The following is a 19,336-nucleotide window of genomic DNA, read 5'->3' on the forward strand; positions in this document are numbered from 1 at the left end:
GGGCGCGCGGCCCGGAGCTCTGGGAAGGGGAACCGGCCACGGTACCTCCAGGTGGAGTGGGTCAGACATTTCATTATGTGCGGCCGTGCCCGGCACCGCGGTGCCGGGCGGAGCGGCTCTCACGCCACCGCGGCGATCCGTACCTTGATGTCGTCCGGCGACAGCGTCCCCTTGGCGATCACGTGGTCGCCCGACGACTCCCCGCGCAGCCTGCGGCCGATCCACGGCACCAGGTACTCACGGGCCCACTGGACGTCGTCCCGCCGGACGTCGAAGGTGCCGCGGGGCGGAAGGGGCGGCCAGGGCTGTTCGGGATCGGCGGGGGTGTCCAGGCCGAGGGCCTGCCCGGCGCGGAGCGCGACGCGGGTGTGCCCCTCCGGCGACAGGTGCAGCCGGTCGGCGTCCCAGGCCCTGCGGTCCTGGACGCTCCTGAGGGACCACAGGTCGAGCACCGGGCAGCCGTAGCGGTCGGCGACGGCCCGCACGTGCCCGTTGTACGTCGCGATCTTGCCGCGCAGATGCTTCAGCAGGGGCACGCCGCGGGTGTCGAACCCGGTCGTCACCATCACCGTGCCGCACACGGCCGCCAGCGCGGCGACCGCCCGCTCGAACCGCTCGGCCACCTCGTCCGGGTCGCTGCCCGGGCGGAGGATGTCGTTGCCGCCCGCGCAGAACGAGACCAGGTCGGGGGCGAGTTCGACCGCCCTCGGCAGCTGGTCCGCCACGATCTGGTCCAGCAGCTTTCCGCGCACGGCGAGATTGGTGTACTCGAAGTCGCCTTCGGGCCGCAGGTCCGCGAGGAGCACGGCGAACCGGTCGGCCCAGCCGACGAACGCCCCGTCGGGGCCGGGGTCGCCGACGCCCTCGGTGAAGCTGTCCCCCACCGCCACGTACGACCCGATCACTGCTCTGCTGTCACTCTTCGAATCGTCTGCCACAACCGCTCATGATTCACCTTCGAATGTGACCTACGCGACCGTAAGGAAGGGTTGACGGGCGGTGAGATAAGACACTCTCAAAATGTTGGCCAATTCCGGAATACGCCGGAGGCCGGCCCCGGGAGTCGGGGCCGGCCTCCGGCGCGCGGGTCAGGAAGGCCGCCGCGGGGGTCAGCCGACGGAGACGCCCTTCGAGGCGAGGTAGGCGACCGGGTCCACGTCCGAGCCGTAGTCCGGGGTGGTGCGGATCTCGAAGTGCAGGTGCGGGCCGGTCGAGTTGCCGGTGGAGCCGGAGAGGCCGACCTGCTGGCCGCCGGTCACGGTCTGGCCGGCCGAGACGGAGAGCGAGGACAGGTGGGCGTACTGGGCGTAGTGGCCGTCCTCGAGCTTGATGACGACCTGGTTGCCGTACGCGCCGGCCCAGCCCGCGGAGACGACGGTGCCCGCGCCGACGGCCTTCAGGGAGGTGCCGGTCGGGACGGCGAAGTCGACGCCGGTGTGGTAGCCGCTGGACCACATGCTGCCGGCCACCTTGTAGGCGGTGCCGAGCCCGGCGCCGGGCACCGGGGAGCTGTAACCGGAGGTGCTCGCGGCCTGGTCGGCGCTCGCGTTCCGGGCGGGGGCGTCCGGGGAGGACTGCTCGGCGGGCTGCTCGGCCGGCTTCTCGGCGGGCTGCTCGGCCTTCTGCTCCGAGGCCTGCGGGGCCTTGGCGGAGGACGGCTGCTGCGGCGCGCTCGTGGCGGCCCCGCCGTCCACGGAGAGCTCCAGACCGGGGTGGATGAGCGACGGGTTGTCGCCGATGGCCTCGCGGTTGTCCGTGTAGAGCTTCTTCCAGCCGCCGTCGACGTTCTGCGTCTCGGCGATCTTCGCGAGGTAGTCGCCGGCCCTCACCGTGTACGTGCGGGACTCGCCGCCCTTTTCGGCGCCGGTCTTCTGGCCGGCGACGGAAAGGGACTGGACGGCCTTTTCGGGGGCGGTCTGCGGCGTGGCGGCGTGCGCGCCGGTGGCGCCGAGGAGCGGCAGGGCGAGTGCGGCGCCGCCGGTTCCGGCGACGGCGATGGAGCGGGTGAGGCGCTGGGCCTTGGTACGGCGGTGCTTACCCTTTGCGGGCATGACGAATTCCTCTCCGGCGCCTACGAGGTGAGCTGTCGGGTGCGGGCTGGAGATGCCCGGCCGCGCTGTCGCGCGGCTTAACCCCAAGCCGTTCCGGGAACCGGAACAGGCGGTCGTACCTGTGGGTCCCCCGCTCCTGCCGTACACGGGTCAGTGTGTGCGGGCTCCGGGCGGCGGCAGGATTGGGCGTCCGTCCGGATCGGTGGTGAACGTAAGCGACCCGGACGCGACGGGACAAGCGCGAGGTTCGCCGCCCACGCGTTTTCCCGTGATCCACAGGAGGAAATGACGTCACCGAGCGTCAGCCCGGATTCCCTTTCCGCCGTGAATTCCCTTGCCGTGTCACGGAATTACGTGAGCATGGCGACAACGCATCGTCACGGATATGACGATGCTCACGCACCCCTCCCCCATCTCCCTTCCTTTCGGGGCAGGTTATGCCGAATCCGCTCAATCGGACAGAACGCCCGAATGGTTACATCACAGGCGTCGCAACCGCACCACCGCGGCGTCCAGGTCTCCCCGCAGACCGGTGTGCAGACCGTGGTGCAGCAAGAGGGCACCTCGGTGCGTTTCGCCGGTTTCGCGGCATTCGTACGACGCATCCGGGTCGAGACCGCGCAGCCGGAGGGCCGGGACGGGCTCTCCGTGGTGCTGCGCCTGGAGGCAGGCGAGGACGACGGTCTCGTCGCCGAGGACGTACTGCACCGCGCTCAGCCCGCCCTCCGGGGGGCGCAGCCGGTACAGGTCGCCGCGCTGGACGACGGGCCGGATCTCCTTGTAGAGCGCGACCCACTCCCGCGCCTCGGCGAGCTCCTCCTCGGTCCACCGCGTGAGGTCGCCGCCGACGCCGAGCACCCCGGCCATGGCGCTGACGAACCGGAAGCGCAGCGAACTGACCCGTCCGTTGAGCATCGCGTTCGGGCTGTCGGTGACCCAGGCGGCCATCACCCGGGCGGGGTGGAGCTGGCTGAAGCCGTGCTGGATGGCGAGCCGGTCGAGCGGGTCGGTGTTGTCCGAGGTCCACACCTGGTCGGTGCGGGAGAGGACACCCAGGTCGATCCGCCCGCCGCCGCCCGAGCAGGACTCGAAGGCCACGCCCGGGTGCGCCGCCCGCAGCCGGTCCAGCAGGGCGTACAGACCCCGCACGTGGTCGGTCCACAGCCGCTGCGGGTACGGGTCGTCCGGCCAGCCGACGTCGCTGAAGCAGCGGTTGAAGTCCCATTTCACGTAGTCGACGGGGGTGCCGGAGAGCAGTTCGTCCAGCCGCTCCCAGAGGTACTCCCGGACGTCGTCGCGCGCGAGGTTGAGCACGAGCTGGTTGCGGAACTCCGTCCGCCGGCGGCCCGGCTGGAACTGCACCCAGTCGGGGTGCGCGCGGTAGAGGTCGCTGTCCGGGTTGACCATCTCGGGCTCGACCCAGATGCCGAACCGCATCCCGAGCCCGCGCACGTGCTCGGCGAGGGGCTTCAGGCCGCCGGGGAAGCGGTCGGGGTTGGGCGTCCAGTCGCCGAGCCCGGCCCGGTCGCTCGTCCGCGCACCGAACCAGCCGTCGTCGACCACGAACAGTTCGACGCCCATCGCGGCGGCCCGCGCCGCGAGCGCCCGCTGCTGCTCCTCCGAGATGTCGAAGCCGGTGGCCTCCCACGAGTTGAACAGCACGGGCCGGTCCCGGTCCGCGTCCGGGACGACGTGCGTCCGCTGGTAGGCGTGCCAGGCGCGGCTGGCGCCGCCGAAGCCGCCGTCGCTCCACAGACCGGCGAAGACCGGCGTGACGTACGTCTCCTCCGTGCCCAGCATCAGCAGGCCGGAGTCGTCGTGTCCCGCGCCGCCGGTGACCTGCACGCGCGCGTCGGGGAGCTGGGCGACGGAGATGCGCCAGGAACCGGACCAGCCGAGGGCGCAGCCGTAGACCTCGCCGCGCTCCTCGGTCGCGTCGGTGTCGAGCGCGACCCAGGGCAGGTGCTGGTGTCCGGTGTGGCCGCGGCGGCTGCCGATGACCTTCTCGCCGTAGGTGAGCGGGGCGCGGGTCAGCCGGGACTCGGCGGCCCAGCGGCCGTGCAGCTGGGAGAGCCGCCAGTGCTCGCGCTCGGGCAGGGTCCAGGTGGCGGAGTCGGCGCGCAGGAGCTCGGCCGCGGGTCCCCGGTTGTGCAGGGTCACCCAGCGTTCGACCACGTCGTCGCGCATCCGGTAGTGCAGGGTCACGGCCAGTCCGCCGTCGCGGAAGCGGAGGCGGAGTTCGCCGTCGTCCGTCTCGTGGCCGTCGAAGGTCCACTCGGTGCCGCGTCGCTGCGCGGTGCGTACCGACAGGGCGGGCCGGACGAAGCGGGGGCCGCCCTCGACCGGGTACTCCTCGCGCCCGTCCAGGCGGGACTCGAACGGCCAGTGGTCCGGCAGCGGGCGCGCGGCGAGGGCCTCCGCGTCGGCGAGGGCGATCCGCGGGCCCCAGTGCAGATGCACCAGCTCGTCGCGGTCCGTGACATGGAGCGCGTAACTGCTGGCCGGCCCCGAGAGAAGCCACGTACGACCGTCGTGGGAGACCTGCGTCACCGAACCTCCAACATACCCGAACAGATGCGATCAGACACCAACATCATCGGGGTTGCGGGGCGGCCGGGCAATGCCTGCGGAGAACTCATTGTCCCAGGCAGGCATGTCGTATCGTCGAGTGACGTCCGTCGACGAGCCCCGCCGGCGGCGCCGAGTGGGAGGAGTCCTTCGTGACGCAGCAGGTGCCGTCGACCGAACCCGAGCTGGCCGGAGTACGCAACTTCCGCGACGTGGGCGGGCTGCCGACCGTCGACGGCCGGCGGGTGCGGCACGGGGTGCTGTTCCGCAGCGGTCATCTCGCCCACGCGACCGCCGAGGACGCCGCCTTCCTGTCCTCGCTCGGGCTGCACACGGTCTTCGACTTCCGCAACGCCGCCGACCAGAGGCTGGAGGGGCCGGACGTCGCGCTGCCGGGCGTGCGCAATGTGAACCTGCCGCTCAGCGACCCGGCGGACGGCGCCGAGTTCTGGAGGATGGTCCGCGACGGCGATCTGGAGCAGCTGCGCTCGATCCTCGCGGACGGCAAGGGCGCGGACCGGATGATCAGCTCCTACCGGCTGATCATCAAGGAGCGCACCACCGAGCACTCCCGGGTCCTGCGCTCGCTCGCCGAGGACAGCGTCCCCGTGCTGATGCACTGCGCGGCGGGCAAGGACCGCGCGGGGCTGTCGGTGGCGGTGACGCTGCTCGCGGTGGGCGTCGAGCGCGACGCGATCCTCGACGACTACCTGAAGTCCAACGCCAGGCACCGCCGCTACAAGGTGCACCGCAGCAGCAGCTCCGCCTCGGCCTACTCCCCCGAGGTCATGGAGCTGCTCAGCCCGCTGTTCGACGCGCGCGCGGAGTACCTGTCGGCCGCCTTCGAGACCGTCGAGGAGACCTGGGGCGGCGTGGAGCCGTATCTGGAGCAGGCGCTCGGGCTCACTCCCGAGCACCGGGAGCGGCTGCGCGAGCGCCTGCTCGACTGAGCCGCGGGCCTACTTCTTGGCGCCCACCTCGAACAGGAAGTAGAGGAAGGCCGCGAAGAGGTGCCCCACCACGACGTAGATGAACAGCCTCACCCAGAGGGCGCGGGGGAACTTCTCCTCCATGTTCTTGCCGGTCATGGTGCGTCTCCGTGGGTCGGGCCCAGGCACAGCGCGGCCGTGGGACTCTGCAGCAGGGTGTGGACGAACAGCAGCTCGACCCCGTCGGGGTCAAAAGCGGCGATACGGTGCGGGGTCAGCGAGTCGAAGTGGGCGCTGTCCCCCGGGGCGAGCCGGTGCAGGGTGTCCCCGAGGCGCAGCCGCAGCCGCCCCCTGAGGACGTACAGCCACTCCTCGCCGGGGTGGACGCGCACGATGTCGCCCTGGGAGCCGTGGGGCACCTGGACCCGCAGGGCCTGCATGCCGCGCCCGGCGGCACCGGCCTGCCAGTACGTCCAGCCGCCCGCCGCCGTGGACTCCATGTCGGCGGCGCGCACCACGGCGTCCCGGCCGGCGGCCGACTCACCGAGCAGCTCGGAGACCGTCGTACCGTAGACGCGGGCGAGGGAGAGCAGCATCGGCAGCGAGGGCTGGCGCTGTCCGGTCTCCAGCCGGGAGAGATGGGCGGGCGACAGACTCGCGTCCCGGGCGGCGGCCTCCAGGGTGAGGGAGGCCCGTCGCCGCAGGGCGCGCAACTGCGGCGCGACCGCGGGGAGCGCGCCGGCCGGTTCGGCCGGCGGACCGGCCTCGGAGGAGCTCATGCCTCCATTGAGCCCCGGATTTGCCCCACGGGCAATTTCCTTGCCTCTGAGGCAAACCCCGTGCGGGGATCAGCGGTGGGCGACGGCCTGCTTCACCAGCGTCCTGCCGAACTCCCACACCAGACCGCCGTCGTGCGCGTCGTCCATCACCGCGGTGAAGGCGTCCACGAACCGGTGCACGTCCCGCTCGTCGATGATCAGCGGCGGGATCAGTTTGATCACCTCCAGGTGATCGCCGGAGACCTGGGTGAGGATGCGGTGCCGGTGCAGCAGCGGCACGACCACCATCTGCGCGAAGAGTCCCCTGCGGGCGGCCTGGAGCACGGCCCAGCGCGAGCGCAGCTTCAGCGACCGGGGCCGGCCGAACTCGATGCCGATCATCAGGCCCCGGCCGCGGACCTCGGCGAGCAGTTCGTACTTCTCGGTCAGTGCGGCCAGCCGGGTCCGCAGCAGCTCGCCGGTGCTCCGGACACGGTCGACGATCCGCTCGTTCTCCATGACCGACAGCACCGCGAGACCCGCCGCCATCGCCTGGGCGTTGGTGCCGAAGCTGGCCGAGTGGACCAGCACCCGGTCCATCGACGAGTAGACCTTCTTGAAGATCCAGTCCTTGCCGAGGGTGGCGCCCACCGGCACGTAGCCGCCGGAGAGCGCCTTGGCCACGCACACCAGGTCCGGTTCGACCCCCGCCTCGTGCTGGTAGGCGTAGAAGTCGCCGGTCCGGCCCAGCCCGGTCTGCACCTCGTCGGCGATCAGCAGCGCCTTGTGCCGGTGCAGCAGCTCCTGCGCGGCCCGCAGATAGCCGGGCGGTGCCTCGTACACGCCCTTGCCCTGGATCGGCTCCACGATCAGGGCGGCCACGTCCCCCTCGCGCAGCTCCCGCTCCAGCGCGTCGAGGTCGCCGAGCGGTACGGCCGTGTCGGGCAGCAGCGGGGCGAAGCCGTCCCGGAAGCCGGACTCGCCGTTGACGGAGAGCGAGCCGGTGGTCAGGCCGTGGAAGGCGTGCTCGCAGTACAGGACGCGCGGTCTGCCGGTCGCGTACCGGGCGAACTTCAGAGCCCCCTCGACCGCCTCCGTGCCGCTGTTGCCGAAGAAGACCCGGTCCAGGTGGGGGCTGTGCGCGAGCAGCCTCTCGGCCAGCAGGCCGGGCAGCGGCTGGCAGTCGAAGCGGGTGAGGTCGGCGAGGGAGGCGTCCAGGACGTCGTGCAGCGCCTTGCGGACCACGGGGTGGTGGCGGCCCAGGCCCATCACCCCGAATCCGGCGAGCATGTCCAGGTGGTCGTTGCCGTCGGCGTCCCAGAAGTGGGCGCCCTCGGCACGCTCGTAGACCTTGTCGAAGCCGATGGTGCGCAGCATGCGCGGGAGCTGGTGGTTGAGGTACCGGGTGTGCAGCTCGTAGCGCTCGGCTCCGCGCTCGGCCAGCAGCGCGCCGAGGTCGAACTCCCCGGTCTGCGACGACTCCGCGATGGTCATGCCTGGGGCTCCTGTGGGTCCGGGGACTGTTCCGCGGGCTCTTCGCCGGCGGTGAGGCCCGCGCTGATCCGTCCGGCGACCTCGACGGGCGTGAGGCCGATGTCGGCGCGCACCTCACCGCGTCCGGCGTGGGCGAGGAACTGCTCGGGAATGCCGAACCGCCGCACGGGCACGTCGACCCCGGCGTCGCCCGGCGCCGGCGCCACCGCCGAACCGACCCCGGCCGCACGGCTGTTGTCCTCGACGACGGCCACCGTACGGTGCCCGGCGGCCGGCCGGGGCAGGACCGCGTCGACGGGCTCGACCCGGCGCGGGTCGACCACGGTGCACCCGGTGCCGCGCGCTTCGAGCGGTTCGGCGGCCTTCGGGCAGACGGGCGCCATGACGCCGACGGCCACGAGGAGCACCTCGGGGGCGTCCGCCCGGTGGAGCACGTCCATGCCGCCGACGCGGTCCGGCGCGGGGATCGCCGGGCCCACGGACTCCTTCGGGAACCTCAGGAGGGTGGGAGCGTCGTCGACGGCGACCGCCTCGCGCAGCCGGGCGCGGAGCCGGCCGGCGTCGCGGGGCGCGGCGATGCGCAGGCCGGGGACGACCTGGAGGACGGACAGGTCCCCCATGCCGTGGTGCGAGGGACCGTCGGTCCCGGCGACCGCGTGCGCCAGGAACTCCCTTATCCCGTCGGACAGTTCGCCGAGTTCCGCCTCGGACAGCGCCTTCAGGTCGTGTGGTTGCCGGATGCTCTCCAGGATCGTCACGCTCGGGCCCCCTTCGCAGTTCCGTGCTGTTCAGCTCACGGTGACGGCCGGCTCCCCCGACGCGATGCCGTCCTTCTCCATCTCCTCGGCGATCTTCATCGCCTCCTCGATCAGCGTCTCCACGATCTTCGACTCGGGCACGGTCTTGATGACCTCGCCCTTCACGAAGATCTGCCCCTTGCCGTTGCCCGAGGCCACGCCCAGGTCGGCCTCGCGGGCCTCGCCGGGGCCGTTGACGACGCAGCCCATGACGGCGACGCGCAGCGGCACCTCCATGCCCTCCAGCCCGGCGGTGACCTCCTCGGCGAGCTTGTAGACGTCGACCTGGGCGCGTCCGCAGGACGGGCAGGAGACGATCTCCAGTCCGCGCTGGCGCAGGTTCAGCGACTCCAGGATCTGGATGCCGACCTTGACCTCCTCCACCGGCGGGGCGGACAGCGAGACGCGGATGGTGTCGCCGATGCCCTGGGAGAGCAGCGCGCCGAAGGCGACGGCCGACTTGATGGTGCCCTGGAAGGCGGGCCCGGCCTCGGTGACGCCGAGGTGGAGGGGGTAGTCGCACTGGGCGGCGAGCTGGCGGTAGGCCTCGACCATGATCACGGGGTCGTTGTGCTTGACGGAGATCTTGATGTCGCGGAAGTCGTGCTCCTCGAAGAGGGACGCCTCCCACAGGGCGGACTCGGCCAGCGCCTCGGGGGTGGCCCTGCCGTACTTCTGGAGCAGGCGCCGGTCCAGCGAGCCGGCGTTGACGCCGATGCGGATCGGGGTGCCGTGGTCCCTGGCCGCCCGGGCGATCTCCTTGACCTTGTCATCGAACTGCTTGATGTTGCCGGGGTTCACCCGCACCGCCGCGCAGCCCGCCTCGATCGCGGCGAAGACGTACTTGGGCTGGAAGTGGATGTCGGCGATCACCGGGATCTGCGACTTGCGGGCGATGGTCGCCAGCGCGTCCGCGTCGTCCTGGGTGGGGCAGGCCACCCGGACGATCTGGCAGCCGGAGGCGGTGAGCTCGGCGATCTGCTGGAGGGTGGCGCCGATGTCGGACGTGCGCGTGGTCGTCATCGACTGCACGGACACCGGGGCGTCCCCGCCCACCGCCACCGACCCGACCTGGATCCGCCGGCTCCTCCGGCGCTCGGCGAGCGGCGGCAGCGGCACCTGGGGCATCCCGAGCGGGACGGCGGTCATGGCCTCACTCCCGGTTTCCGGAGACCGTCTCGCGCAGGGCACGCAGCGACTCCTTCAGGGAGCCCATGGTGGCGAGGACGGCGGTGGGCTCGTATCCGCAGTGCGCCATGCAGTTGGCGCAGCGCGGGTCCTTGCCGCGGCCGTACCGGTCCCAGTCGGTGTCCTCGATGAGCTCCCGGTACGTCGGCACATAGCCGTCGCTCATCAGGTAGCAGGGGCGCTGCCAGCCGAAGAGGGAGTAGTTCGGGATCGCCCACGCGGTGCACGGGAAGTCGACCCTGCCCTCGAGGAAGTCCAGGAACAGCGGGGAGTGGTTCAGCCGCCAGCGGCGCCGGTTGCCGCCCGCGAAGGCCTTCCTGAACAGCTCCCGGGTCTGCTCCACGCCCAGGAAGTGCTCCTGGTCGGGGGCCTTCTCGTAGGCGTAGGCGGGCGAGATCATCATCTCGTCGACCTCGAGGTCGTCGTTGAGGTAGTCGAGCACCTCGACGACGGTCTGCGGGGTGTCGGTGTTGAAGAAGGTCGAGTTGGTGGTGACCCGGAAGCCGCGCCGCTTGGCCTCCTTGATGGCCGCCACGGCCTCGTCGAACACGCCCTCCTTCGCCACCGACTCGTCGTGGCGCTCGCGCAGCCCGTCGATGTGCACGGCGAACGCGAAGTAGGGCGAAGGAGTGAACCTGTCCATCTTCTTGCGCAGCAGCATGGCGTTGGTGCACAGGAAGACGTACTTGCGCCTGGCCACCAGCTGGCGCGCGATCTCGTCGATCTGCGGGTGCATCAGGGGTTCGCCGCCGGCGATCGACACCATGGGCGCCCCGGACTCCAGTACCGCGCCCACGGCCTGGGCGACGGGCATCCGCTGCTTGAGCACCCCGGCCGGGTGCTGGATCTTGCCGCACCCCTCGCACTTGAGATTGCAGGCGAAGAGCGGTTCCAATTCGACGATCAGCGGAAACTTGTCCCGCCCGCGGAGCTTCTGTTCGGCCAAGTATGTAGCGACCTTGATGGACTGACGCAGCGGCATGGCCATCTGGCTCACCTCCTGGGGAGCAGCAAGGAACGGTGCCATTCTTGGAAAGCCGGGAGTACGGAACTGAGGACACGGAAAGCCGATATTCCACCGCGGACCGTGCCGATGCGGACGAGTTCGTGTTCAGGAGCGTCCACGACCACCCGGACGGCCGCAACCGGGCGCCCGCCCACCCGGACGGCGCTCAGGAGCGTGGCGGCGGATTCCATGTCGACGGCGATCGCGCCGGTCGCGAGCAGACCGGACCGTTCGTGACCGCGGACGACGTGGTCGGATCCGGTGAGCGGCCCGGTGTGGACGGTGCGCCCGGGCACCGTGCGCACCAGCTCCTTCACCAGCAGTTCGGTCCCCACGCACGGGACGCTGCCGCGCGGGTCCCGGGTCTCCTCGGCGACGACCAGGTCGCCGGGGTGCATCCCGGGGGCCAGGCCCGCGCAGAAGCCCGTGGCCAGGACGGCCGCGTCGCGCAGGGCCGGGTCGGCGAGCACCCGGGTGACGGAGCGCTCGGCCGCCGCCGGGCCCATACCCGTGCGCAGGACGGTGACCGGCCCGCCCGGGGTGCCGCGCTCGCGCCTGCGCAGGGCGAACCGCTCGATGCCGAGCGCGCAGGCGATCAGCAGCGGGGCCGGGGCGGGCCGGGGACTCATCAGCTTCCCCTCGCCTCGGCGAGGGACTGCCCGGCGCCGGCCCGGGCCGGTGCCGGTCTCTTGGCGAAGGGCTCCCCGTGCACGTACCGGCCGAGCGCGGTGAGCGGGAAGACCTGCCGGTAGAGGTGATAGTTGATGGAGAAGTCCCAGGGGAAGCCGGTGCCGGTGAAGTACGGCTCGTCCCAGGAACCGTCCTCGCGCTGGGTGGCCGCCAGCCACTCGATGCCGCGTTCGACGGCCTTGGAGTCCCGCTCACCCGCCGCCAGCAGGGCCATGAGCGCCCAGGCGGTCTGTGAGGCGGTGGAGGCGCCGCGGCCGGCCCATTCCCGGACGTGGCGGTAGGAGCGCAGATCCTCGCCCCAGCCGCCGTCGTCGTTCTGCACCGACTCCAGCCAGGCCACGGCCCGCCGGATCGCCGGGTGCGAGCCGGGGAACCCGGCCGCGGTCAGCGCGGGGACGACGGAGCCGGTGCCGTACAGGTAGTTGACGCCCCAGCGTCCGAACCAGGAACCGTCCGGCTCCTGTTCGGCGAGCAGCCACTGGATGCCGCGCCGGGTGCGCGGGTCGTGGGCGAGGCCCTCGACGGCGAGCATCTCCACGACGTGCGCGGTGACGTCGGCCGACGGCGGGTCGATGACCTCGCCGAAGTCGCAGAACGGCAGCCGGTTGGGGAACGGGCTGGTGTTGTCGACGTCGAACGCGCCCCAGGCGCCGTTCCTCGACTGCATGCCGAGGTTCCAGCGCACCCCGCGCCCGACGGCGTTGTCCAGCCGCTCGGGGTCGTGGTGCTTGACCCGGCGCAGCGCGAGGACCACCTCGGCGGTGTCGTCGATGTCGGGGTAGTTGTCGTTGTGGAACTCGAACGCCCAGCCGCCGGGCGGCAGGTGGGGCCGGCGCACGGACCAGTCGCCGGGCCGCACGATCTGCTCGCCGAGCATCCAGTCGGCGGCCTTGACCAGTTGCGGATGGTCGGGGGGCAGACCCGCGTCGGCCAGCGCGATGGTGGCGAGGCAGGTGTCCCACACCGGGGACTGGCAGGCCTCGATCATCCGGGCCCCGTCCTCGCGCCACACGGCGAACCGGTCCAGCGACTCCAGGCCCGCGCGCATCACCGGATGGTTCAGGTCGTATCCGAGCAGGTGCAGCGCGATGACGGAGTACACCGCCGGGGGCTGGATGCCGCCCCAGCAGCCGTCGTTCTCCTGCCGTTCGACGATCCAGCGGGCGGCGGTGTTCATGGCCGCCCGGCGCAGCCGGCTCGGGACGGCCCCGCGCAGCGCGTGCAGGGCCTTGTCCAGCCGCTGGAAGACGCCGTCCCAGCTGGTCGGCGGTGCGAGCGGCCGGGGAGGGTTGGGGCGGTGCGGGTCGGTGTGCAGCTCGTCCAGCGGGAACGGGGCGGGACGCACCGGCCGCTTGGCGGAGACGATGGTCAGCGGCACGATGGTCTGCCGGGCCCAGCAGCCGAAGTCGTAGATGTTGAGCGGCACCCAGGACGGGAACCAGATCAGTTCGGGCGGGAGTTCGGGCAGGTCCTCCCACTTCCACCAGCCGAACAGGGCCAGCCAGATCCGGGTGAAGACCCTGGAGGCGGCGATGCCGCCGCGCTCGCGGATCCAGGCCGAGGCCTTCGCCATGTGCGGGGCGTCGGGCGGGTCGTCGGCCAGCCGCAGGGCGACGTACGCCTCGATGGTGGCGGAGAGGTCGCCGGGTCCGCCGTGGAAGGTGGCCCAGGTGCCGTCCTCGCGCTGCTCGCCGCGGACGAACAGGGCGGCGGCGCGGGTGGTGTCCTCGTCGCGGATGCCGAGGAACTGACGCAGCAGCAGGTCCTCGGCGTCCATCGTGACGTTGGTCTCGAGGTCGCCCTTCCACCAGCCCTGGTCGTCCTGCCGGGACAGCAGGAAGTCGGTGGCGCGCCGCATGGCGCGGGCGGCGATGTCGGGAACCCCGGCCGCCCCGGGGATGTCGGTGTCGTTTTCGCTGGCCGCGGTCACCGCGGGCGGCAGGGCCGCCCCAGTGCTTCCGTCGGTCGTCGCTGTCATGGCTTCCCCTTCGTGCAGTCCTGCGAGTGGTGTCTGCTGTGGGTCCGCCGTCGGCCGGTGCCGTTCTCCCCGCAACACCGGCCGGCGACTACGCGAGGGCTATTCGACCGATAGTGATCATCTCTTTCGTACGACGACGAAGTCCGCGAGCGCCGTGAACCGTTCCCGTACCGGGTCGGGCATGTTCACGGCGTGCAGGGCCTCGATGGCGACGGTGTGCTGACGGCGTGCCTCTTCGGCGGTCCAGTCGCGGCCGCCGGCCTCCTCGATGAGGGCGGCACGGGCCGCGAACTCCTCCTCGGAGAAGTTCGCGAAGTCGCTGCTCTTGGCGTCGGCGGCGAGGATCTCGCCGAGCCGCTCGGAGGCGGGGCCGCCCGCCGCGAGCGCGGCCACGACCGGGAGGGACTTCTTGCGCTGGCGCAGGTCGCTCCAGGTCTGCTTGCCGGTGGCCTCCGGGTCGCCCCAGATGCCGAGGAGGTCGTCGACGGCCTGGAAGGCCAGGCCGAGGTGGTAGCCGTACGCCTCCAGCGCGTCGGCGGTGCGGTCGTCCGCGCCGCCGAGCACCGCGCCGATGGAGCTGGCGCAGGCGAGCAGGGCGCCGGTCTTGTTGCCCTCCATCTCCAGGCACTCCTCGACGCTGACGCGGTCGCGGTGCTCGTAGGAGATGTCCTGGGCCTGGCCGTCGATGAGCGCGCGGCTGGCGGCGGTCAGCCGGCGGGTGGCGCGGCCCGCCTCGACGGTGCCGAGCTCCAGCAGCACCTCGTTGGCCAGGGCGAACAGGGCGTCGCCGACCAGGATGGCCTGGGCGGGGCCGTGCACCTTCCAGACGGTGTCGCGGTGCCGGCGCTGTTCGTCGCCGTCCATCAGGTCGTCGTGCAGGAGGGAGAAGTTGTGGACCAGTTCGACGGCGACCGCGCCGGGGACACCCGTCTCCGGGGCGGCCCCGGTGACCTCGGCGGACAGCACGGCGAGGGCGGGGCGCACGGCCTTGCCGCCGTCGCCGTCCGCGGGCCGGCCGTGGGCGTCGATCCAGCCGAAGTGGTAGGCGGCGACCGTGTCCATGGGAGGCGCCAGGCGGTCGACGGCCGCCCGCAGTACCGGCGTGGCCAGGGTCCGGCCGCGCTCCAGGAGCGCGGACACGTCCACCGCGGTCCTTCGAGCGGCCTGCGAGGCCGGGGGCACAGTGGGCACAGTCTCTCCTCTTGTTGCGGTACCGGGGGTGCGGGAACCTGCCGCGCCGCTCTGTTGCAGCATCAGGCCGCCTCCTCGATCGCGAAGAGGTGGCGGGGGCGGGGCCGGCCCAGGGCGCTCAGCGCGGCGTCCGCCGCGCCGACGCCGCTGCGGACCGCACTCTCCATGGTCGCGGGCCACCCGGTGGCGGTCCACGCTCCGGCCAGGTACAGGCCGGGTGCCTTGGTGCGGGCGCCGGGCCTGAGGCGTCCGACGCCGGGGACGGGAGCGAACGTGGCGGTGCGCTCCCGGGTGACGAAGAAGTCCTCGACCCGGGCGCCGCGGGTGCCCGGCAGCAGCCGCCGCAGTTCGGGCAGGTACCGCTCGCGCAGCGCGGCGACCGGCTCGTCGATGTCGTCCCGGGCGACGGACTGGGACAGCGCCAGGTACTGGCCGCGCTTCAGCCCGGAGGCGCCGGTGCGGTCGAAGACCCACTGGACGGGGGTGCCGAGGGCGGCGAAGAAGGGCCGGGCGAGCACCTTGCGGTCGTAGACGACGTGCACGTTGAGGATCGGGGCGGTGCCGAGGGCGAGCAGCCGCTCGGGGGCGTCGAGCGCGCCCGCGGGCAGCAGGTCGTACGCCTCGCGCTGCGGTACGGCGAGGACGACCGCGTCGGCGTGGACCGTCTCGCCGGGAAGCCGGACGCTCCATCCCCCGGTCCCGTTCGCGGAGACGGAGGTGACCCGTGCGCGGACCTCGGTGCGCACGCCCGCGGCGTCGAGCGCCTTGCGGGCGAGCCGGTCGTGCAGGTCGCCCAGCGGCACCCGGGCCCAGCCGATGTCGGCCGCCGAGGGGTCGGACAGCAGACCGGTCTTGAACACCATCGCGGCCAGCGACAGGGACGTCTCGCCCGCGACCGCGTTGAGGGTGGCGACCCCGACCAGGTCCCACAGGGCCTCGACGGCGCGCGCCGACTGGCCGTGCGCGGCCAGCCAGCTGCCGAAGTCCTGGGTGTCCAGGGCCGGATCGGTGAGGTCGAGCCCCTTCAGCGCGAGCGCGGCCCGGACCACTGCGGCCCGGTCGGCGAGCGACAGATGCGGATACGTGGCGAGGCTGCGCCCCAGGTGCAGGGGTACGGGCAGCGCGTCGCGCCGCAGCCTGCCGAGCCGCCGCCCCTCGGGGCGCGTGACGTCGAGCACGGGCACGTCGAGGCGGTCCTGCAGCGGTGCCAGCGCCGCCCCGTCGATCCGGTCGAGGAACCAGCGGTAGGCGGTGCAGCAGCGCAGGTACACGTGCTGGCCGTTGTCGACGGTCAGGTCGCCGCGCCGGAAGGAGAAGGCGAGCCCGCCCAGGCGCGGCCGGCCTTCGAGCAGGGTGACGCCCACCCCGGCGTCCGCGAGGGCGAGCGCGGCGGTGACGCCGGCGAGTCCGCCGCCGACGACGACGGCGCGGCGTCCTGCCGGAACGGGTTCGTCCGTGGGCTGCCCCGCGGAGCGCGTGCCGTGGCTCATGCGCCCTCCCCTGTCCGGCCGGTGCGCTGCCCGAGCGGTGCGAGACCGGCCGTCTCGGTCTGGGACGCGGCGTCGCGGCGGAGGGTTGCCCGCCGTTTTCCGCCGGGGTGCGGGGTCTCCATCAGGCGCGCCTCCTGACGGTGCGCCGGCTCACGTGCCGGGTGTCCAGACCGGACAGTCCGCGTACCGCGACGTACGCCTTCTCGCGTCCGGGCAGGGAGACCCGGCCGCGCAGGACCGCCCCGGGGTCGCGCTCGATGCGGTCCAGGAGCCGGCGGTAGATGCCGGCCATGGCGGCGACGCAGGCGCCGCTGCGCCGGTCGAGCATCGGGAGCAGCCGGTAGCCCTCGGCGAAGAGGGCGCGGGCCCTGCGCACCTCGAAGTGCACCAGACCCGCGAAGTCGGAGCCCTCCGGGGGCGTCGGCCCGCCGAACCCGGCCGAGCAGCCGAACTTGGCGAGGTCGTCGGCGGGCAGGTAGGTGCGTCCGCCCTCGGCGTCCTCGCGGACGTCGCGGAGGATGTTGGTGAGCTGGAGGGCGAGGCCGAGGGTGTCGGCGTACTCGGGTGCGCGTTCGGCACCGCGCGCGCCCGGTTCGGTGCCGAAGACGCCGAGCGAGAGCCGCCCGATGGCACCCGCGACACAGCGGCAGTAGACCTTGAGGTCGTCCCAGGTCTCATAGGTCTCGCCGCGTACGTCCATCTGGACGCCGTCGATGAGTTCGTCCAGGCCGCCGAGCGGGATCGGGAAGTGCTCGGCGGCGTGGGCGAGGGCGACCGCGACCGGGTCGGTGTCGTCCTCGTCGACCGCGCCGTCGCGGACCCGGGAGAGCAGCGCCCGGGTGTCCTCCAGCCGGGCCACCTTGACGTCGCCGGCCAGCGGGCCGTCGCCGATGTCGTCGACGCGCCGGGAGAACGCGTACAGCGCCGACATCGCGCGCCGCTTGGGCGTCGGCAGCAGCCGGATGCCGTAGGCGAAGTTGCGCGCCTGCTGTCCGGTGACGGCCTCGCAGTAGCTGTAGGCGGCGAGTACCGGTGCGGACGCGGGCGGTTGCGGCTCCACGGGCCGGATCACCCCTTTCCTCGCAGAGTCGCGCCCGCCTCGCGCAGCAACTGGACCTTGCCGGGCTTGGGCGGGCCGGGAAGTACGTCGTATTCGGCGGCGGCGATCGCGTGGAGGGCCGCCCTTCCTCCCGCCACGAAGCCCGCGAGCAGCAGCCGGAGCCTGCCGTGGACGCTGCCCACGAGGGGGGCGCCCTCGTCCAGCAGGTCCCGGGCGCGTTGCGCCTGGTACGCGACGAGCGCGCGCACCGACGCGCCGGCGGTGGCCGCGGCGAGGTCCGCCTCCTGGACGTGGAAGCGCTTCATGTCCGTGGCGGGCAGGTAGACGCGGTCGCGGCCGAGGTCCTCGGCGACGTCCTGGAGGTGCTCGACGATCTGGAGGGCGGTGCAGACCGCGTCGGAGCGGCGGATCCGCTCGGGCGTCGAGGTGCCGGTGACGGCGAGGACGAGGCGGCCGACGGGGTTGGCCGACAGTTCGCAGTAGGCGAGCAGGTCGTCGTAGGTCTCGTAGCGCTTGACGAGCTGGTCCTGGCGGTTGGCGGCGATCAGGCCGAGGAAGGGTTCGGGGTCCAGGTCGTGGCGGCGGACCGTCGGCCGGAGCCGGCGCAGCAGCGGGTGGCCCGGCTCGGGGCCGGCCGGATCGAACACCCGGCGCAGGTCCGCCTCGAAGGCGTCCAGCAGCACCAGCCGGTCCCCGGCCGCGTCCTCGGACACCCCGAGGAGGCGGGCGTCGGCGCCGCCGGGGGCCAGGTCGCCGTCACCGATGTCGTCGACCAGACGGGCGAACCCGTACACCGCCATGAGGTCGTCGCGCCAGGGCCGGGGCAGGAAGAAGGGGGCCACGGGGAAGTTCTCGGCGGCGGCCTTGTCGAGGGTGGCGCGCTCGGGGTCGACGGCACGCGCCGCGGCCACGGGCGTCATCGCGGACTGCCATGGGCGGGGACGGCGCACGCTGCGTTCAGCCGGGGGGTCTCCGTAGCCATTGCCGTCACATCTCCCGTTCTACACTGCTGACCCAATGCACACTATTTCGGACACGCCGCCCAGGTTTCCGCCCGGCGGCACCGCTGGATGGCGTCGGGCATTATGGCCCTGATTGCCGCCTTTCGGGACCGGTACAGCTTACGTTGTACAACGCGGCGCGTGACGGCGGGGGCTGCGCGCAACACGACAACGCACCGATCGGCGTCAAGATTCCGTGCGGCGGCCGGAGTTGACGTCTCCTTCGCAGACGCCGGGCCCCGCCGGACAGTTCCGGCGGGGCTTGGCGGCACCGCGCTACTTCCCGGTGAACTTCTCGTACTCCCTGAGCACCTCGTCGGTGGGGCCGTCCATGCGCAGCTCACCGCGTTCCAGCCAGAGCACGCGGTCGCAGGTGTCGCGGATCGACTTGTTGTTGTGGCTGACCAGGAACACCGTGCCGGCCTGCTTGCGCAGCTCCCGGATGCGCGCCTCGGAGCGCTTCTGGAACTTGCGGTCACCGGTGGCCAGCGCCTCGTCGATCATCAGGACGTCGTGGTCCTTGGCGGCGGCGATGGAGAAGCGCAGCCGGGCCGCCATGCCGGAGGAGTAGGTCCGCATCGGCAGGGTGATGAAGTCGCCCTTCTCGTTGATCCCGGAGAAGTCGACGATCTCCTGGTAGCGGGCCTTGATCTGCTCGCGGGACATGCCCATGGCGAGCCCGCCCAATATGACGTTCCGCTCGCCGGTCAGGTCGTTCATCAGGGCGGCGTTGACGCCGAGCAGGGAGGGCTGGCCGTCGGTGTAGACCTTGCCCCGTTCGGCGGGCAGCAGTCCGGCGATGGCCCGCAGCAGGGTCGACTTGCCGGAGCCGTTGGAGCCGATCAGGCCGATGGCCTCGCCCCGGTAGGCGACGAAGGACACGCCCCTTACGGCGTGCACCTTGCGCACCCCCCGCTCCTCGCCCCGCTTGACGATGCGGCTGAGCGCCGCCGTGGCGCTGCCCTTGCCGGTCTTCGCGCCGTTGACGCGGTAGACGATGTGCAGGTCGTCCGCGATGACCGTGGGGATCTTCTCGTCGGTGGTGTCAGCCACGGCCGTATGTCTCCTCAGCCTTCCAGAAGTAGACGAACCCGGTCACGCCGGCCAGCAGGGCCCAGCCCAGCGCGAACGCCCA

General features: G+C 72.3%; 17 protein-coding genes, 2 pseudogenes and 1 riboswitch. Of the genes and pseudogenes, 1 reads left to right on the forward strand and 18 read right to left on the reverse strand.

The window, feature by feature from the left end; genetic code table 11:
• Window positions 1-119 precede the first annotated feature (119 nt).
• The 3 genes from ACFY3N_RS26070 to ACFY3N_RS26080 form a co-directional block, all read right to left on the reverse strand.
• Window positions 120-905: an SGNH/GDSL hydrolase family protein gene (locus ACFY3N_RS26070; RefSeq protein ID WP_390819173.1), complete on the reverse strand. Its 786-nt coding sequence runs from the start codon at window positions 903-905 to the stop codon at window positions 120-122.
• Window positions 906-1,109: 204 nt separating this feature from the next.
• A complete protein-coding gene (locus tag ACFY3N_RS26075; protein WP_390819147.1) occupies window positions 1,110-2,051 on the reverse strand; it encodes a peptidoglycan DD-metalloendopeptidase family protein in 942 nt (313 codons plus the stop codon).
• A 4-nt stretch (window positions 2,052-2,055) separates the two neighbouring features.
• Window positions 2,056-2,217, reverse strand: a riboswitch (cyclic di-AMP (ydaO/yuaA leader).
• 314 nt (window positions 2,218-2,531) lie between these two features.
• Complete coding sequence (locus ACFY3N_RS26080) at window positions 2,532-4,601, reverse strand: alpha-galactosidase (RefSeq protein ID WP_390819148.1); 2,070 nt, start codon at window positions 4,599-4,601, stop codon at window positions 2,532-2,534.
• Between the two features lie 170 nt (window positions 4,602-4,771).
• Between ACFY3N_RS26080 and ACFY3N_RS26085 the strand changes: the two genes are divergently transcribed.
• The gene (locus tag ACFY3N_RS26085; protein ID WP_390819149.1) at window positions 4,772-5,569 is read left to right on the forward strand and encodes a tyrosine-protein phosphatase; all 798 of its coding nucleotides are present in this window, start codon (window positions 4,772-4,774) and stop codon (window positions 5,567-5,569) included.
• Between the two features lie 9 nt (window positions 5,570-5,578).
• Here ACFY3N_RS26085 and ACFY3N_RS26090 read toward each other — a convergent pair whose 3' ends face one another.
• The 15 genes and pseudogenes from ACFY3N_RS26090 to ACFY3N_RS26160 all read right to left on the reverse strand — a co-directional run.
• A complete protein-coding gene (locus tag ACFY3N_RS26090; protein ID WP_390819150.1) occupies window positions 5,579-5,707 on the reverse strand; it encodes a DUF6126 family protein in 129 nt (42 codons plus the stop codon).
• Window positions 5,704-6,327: a helix-turn-helix domain-containing protein gene (locus ACFY3N_RS26095; protein ID WP_390819152.1), complete on the reverse strand. Its 624-nt coding sequence runs from the start codon at window positions 6,325-6,327 to the stop codon at window positions 5,704-5,706. Before ACFY3N_RS26095 ends, ACFY3N_RS26090 begins: the two co-directional genes overlap by 4 nt.
• Before the next feature lie 69 nt (window positions 6,328-6,396).
• Window positions 6,397-7,800, reverse strand: coding sequence for an aspartate aminotransferase family protein (locus ACFY3N_RS26100; RefSeq protein ID WP_390819153.1), 1,404 nt, complete (start codon window positions 7,798-7,800; stop codon window positions 6,397-6,399).
• Window positions 7,797-8,453 (reverse strand): annotated as a pseudogene (locus ACFY3N_RS26105) (transketolase C-terminal domain-containing protein); the annotation flags it as partial. The pseudogene ACFY3N_RS26105 and the gene ACFY3N_RS26100, both read right to left, overlap by 4 nt.
• A 135-nt stretch (window positions 8,454-8,588) precedes the next feature.
• Window positions 8,589-9,746 carry a flavodoxin-dependent (E)-4-hydroxy-3-methylbut-2-enyl-diphosphate synthase gene (ispG, locus tag ACFY3N_RS26110; protein ID WP_390819154.1) on the reverse strand — a complete coding sequence of 386 codons (1,158 nt, stop codon included), beginning with the start codon at window positions 9,744-9,746 and terminating at the stop codon, window positions 8,589-8,591.
• A gap of 4 nt (window positions 9,747-9,750) precedes the next feature.
• Window positions 9,751-10,773 carry an adenosyl-hopene transferase HpnH gene (gene hpnH, locus ACFY3N_RS26115; RefSeq protein WP_390819155.1) on the reverse strand — a complete coding sequence of 341 codons (1,023 nt, stop codon included), beginning with the start codon at window positions 10,771-10,773 and terminating at the stop codon, window positions 9,751-9,753.
• A gap of 5 nt (window positions 10,774-10,778) precedes the next feature.
• Window positions 10,779-11,420, reverse strand: coding sequence for a 1-hydroxy-2-methyl-2-butenyl 4-diphosphate reductase (locus tag ACFY3N_RS26120; RefSeq protein ID WP_390819156.1), 642 nt, complete (start codon window positions 11,418-11,420; stop codon window positions 10,779-10,781).
• Window positions 11,420-13,459 (reverse strand): squalene--hopene cyclase, encoded by a 2,040-nt coding sequence (shc, locus tag ACFY3N_RS26125; RefSeq protein ID WP_390819157.1) that lies wholly within the window; start codon window positions 13,457-13,459, stop codon window positions 11,420-11,422. Before shc ends, ACFY3N_RS26120 begins: the two co-directional genes overlap by 1 nt.
• 117 nt (window positions 13,460-13,576) lie before the next feature.
• Window positions 13,577-14,641 carry a polyprenyl synthetase family protein gene (locus ACFY3N_RS26130; protein ID WP_390819174.1) on the reverse strand — a complete coding sequence of 355 codons (1,065 nt, stop codon included), beginning with the start codon at window positions 14,639-14,641 and terminating at the stop codon, window positions 13,577-13,579.
• Window positions 14,642-14,712: 71 nt separating this feature from the next.
• On the reverse strand, window positions 14,713-16,140 hold the full coding sequence (gene hpnE / locus ACFY3N_RS26135) for a hydroxysqualene dehydroxylase HpnE (protein ID WP_390819158.1): 1,428 nt from the start codon (window positions 16,138-16,140) through the stop codon (window positions 14,713-14,715).
• Window positions 16,137-16,262, reverse strand: a complete 126-nt coding sequence (locus ACFY3N_RS26140; protein ID WP_390819159.1) for a DUF6380 family protein — start codon at window positions 16,260-16,262, stop codon at window positions 16,137-16,139. Before ACFY3N_RS26140 ends, hpnE begins: the two co-directional genes overlap by 4 nt.
• Window positions 16,262-17,212, reverse strand: a complete 951-nt coding sequence (hpnD, locus tag ACFY3N_RS26145; RefSeq protein ID WP_390819160.1) for a presqualene diphosphate synthase HpnD — start codon at window positions 17,210-17,212, stop codon at window positions 16,262-16,264. The genes ACFY3N_RS26140 and hpnD overlap by 1 nt, the downstream gene beginning before the upstream one ends.
• Window positions 17,209-18,120: a squalene synthase HpnC gene (gene hpnC / locus ACFY3N_RS26150; protein WP_390819161.1), complete on the reverse strand. Its 912-nt coding sequence runs from the start codon at window positions 18,118-18,120 to the stop codon at window positions 17,209-17,211. Before hpnC ends, hpnD begins: the two co-directional genes overlap by 4 nt.
• Window positions 18,121-18,477: 357 nt before the next feature.
• The gene (locus ACFY3N_RS26155) at window positions 18,478-19,254 is read right to left on the reverse strand and encodes an ABC transporter ATP-binding protein (protein WP_073935016.1); all 777 of its coding nucleotides are present in this window, start codon (window positions 19,252-19,254) and stop codon (window positions 18,478-18,480) included.
• Window positions 19,247-19,336 (reverse strand): annotated as a pseudogene (locus tag ACFY3N_RS26160) (ABC transporter permease); the annotation flags it as partial. The gene ACFY3N_RS26155 and the pseudogene ACFY3N_RS26160, both read right to left, overlap by 8 nt.

The organism is Streptomyces sp. NPDC000348 (genome assembly GCF_042898795.1).
GTDB lineage: Bacteria > Actinomycetota > Actinomycetes > Streptomycetales > Streptomycetaceae > Streptomyces.